The sequence below is a fragment of the Candidatus Glomeribacter gigasporarum BEG34 genome (genome assembly GCF_000227585.1).
GTDB lineage: Bacteria > Pseudomonadota > Gammaproteobacteria > Burkholderiales > Burkholderiaceae > Glomeribacter > Glomeribacter gigasporarum_B.
On the sequence record NZ_CAFB01000001.1, the window covers coordinates 1 to 1,540 of the forward strand.

Annotated in this window: 1 pseudogene; it reads right to left on the reverse strand. The window is 60.9% G+C overall.

Features of this window, described 5'->3' with window-relative positions:
- A pseudogene (locus CAGGBEG34_RS00005) lies at window positions 1–1,540 on the reverse strand (Tn3 family transposase); the annotation flags it as partial.

The following is a 1,540-nucleotide window of genomic DNA, read 5'->3' on the forward strand; positions in this document are numbered from 1 at the left end:
CAAGTGGATGTGCTCCCAGCCTAGCGGCGACAGATACTGCAGCAGCGTGTCATCGACGATCTGGGCTTGACTGCGCAAGGCGTGGGCGGCCCGCTCCAGATAGACCGTGTTCCACAGCACGATGGCTGCCGTCACTAGGTTGAGGCCGCTCGCTCGGTAGCGCTGCTGCTCAAAGCGGCGGTCTCGGATTTCGCCAAGGCGGTTGAAGAACACGGCACGGGCTAGCGCGTTGCGGGCTTCACCCTTATTCAGTCCGACATGCACGCGGCGGCGCAGCTCAACACTTTGCAGCCAGTCCAGGATAAACAGTGTGCGCTCGATGCGGCCCAGCGCCCGTAAGGCGAGCGCCAGGCCGTTCTGGCGCGGGTAGCTGCCAAGCTTGCGCAGCATCAGAGAGACTGTCACCGTGCCTTGTTTAATCGACGTAGCCAAGCGCAGGATCTCGTCCCAATGGGCGCGAATGGCCTTGATGTTCAACCGGTCGTTGCTGATCAACGGCTTGGTACATCATAAGCGGCATCGCCCTTCGGGATGTAGAGCTTGGTATCGCCCAGGTCGCGGATGCGCGGCGCAAAGCGGAAGCCCAGCAGGTGCATCAACGCGAAGACGTGATCAGTGAAGCCTGCCGTGTCGGTGTAGTGCTCTTCGATACGCAGGTCGGATTCGTGGTATAGCAGACCGTCGAGCACGTAGGTCGAATCGCGCACGCCGACGTTGACCACCTTGGTATGAAACGGCGCATACTGGTCGGAGATGTAGGTGTAGAACATCCGCCCTGGGTGACTGCCCTATTTCGGATTGATGTGACCTGTGCTCTCGGCCTTGCTGCCGGTTCGGAAATTCTGGCCATCCGACGATGACGTGGTTCCGTCGCCCCAATGCTCGGCAAATGGATATCGGAACTGGGCATTGACAAGCTCGGCCAGCGCTGTCGAGTAGGTCTCATCTCGGATGTGCCAGGCTTGCAGCCAGGCGAGCTTGGCATAGGTCGTGCCGGGGCATGACTCGGCCATTTTGGTCAGGCCCAGGTTGATCGCGTCGGCCAGGATGGTGGTCAGCAGCAGGTTCTTGTCCTTGGCCAAGTCGCCCGATTTCAGGTGAGTAAAGTGCCGGGTGAATCCCGTCCACTCGTCTACCTCCAGCAGCAGTTCGGTGATCTTGACGTGCGGCAGGATCATCGCCGTCTGGTCAATCACGGCCTGCGCAGTGTCGGGCACCCTCGCATCGAGCGGCATGATCTTCAAGCCCGACTCGGTGATGATGGCGTCCGGCAGGTCGTTGGCCAGCGCCATGCGGTTGACGGTGGCGAGCGGCGTTTCCAGCAGCGTCAGTCGGTCGTGCAGGTACGGGTCGCAATCGGTGGCCACGATCAGCTGCAATTCGCTGGTTTGCTTGAGGCTGGCGAACTTCTCGGGCGGTACCAGATAGTCCTCGAAGTCCTTGAACTGACGTGATCCCTGCACCCAGATGTCGCCAGAGCGCAGCGCGTTCTTCAGCTCCGACAGCGCACACAGCTCGTAATAGCGCCGGTCGATGCCGG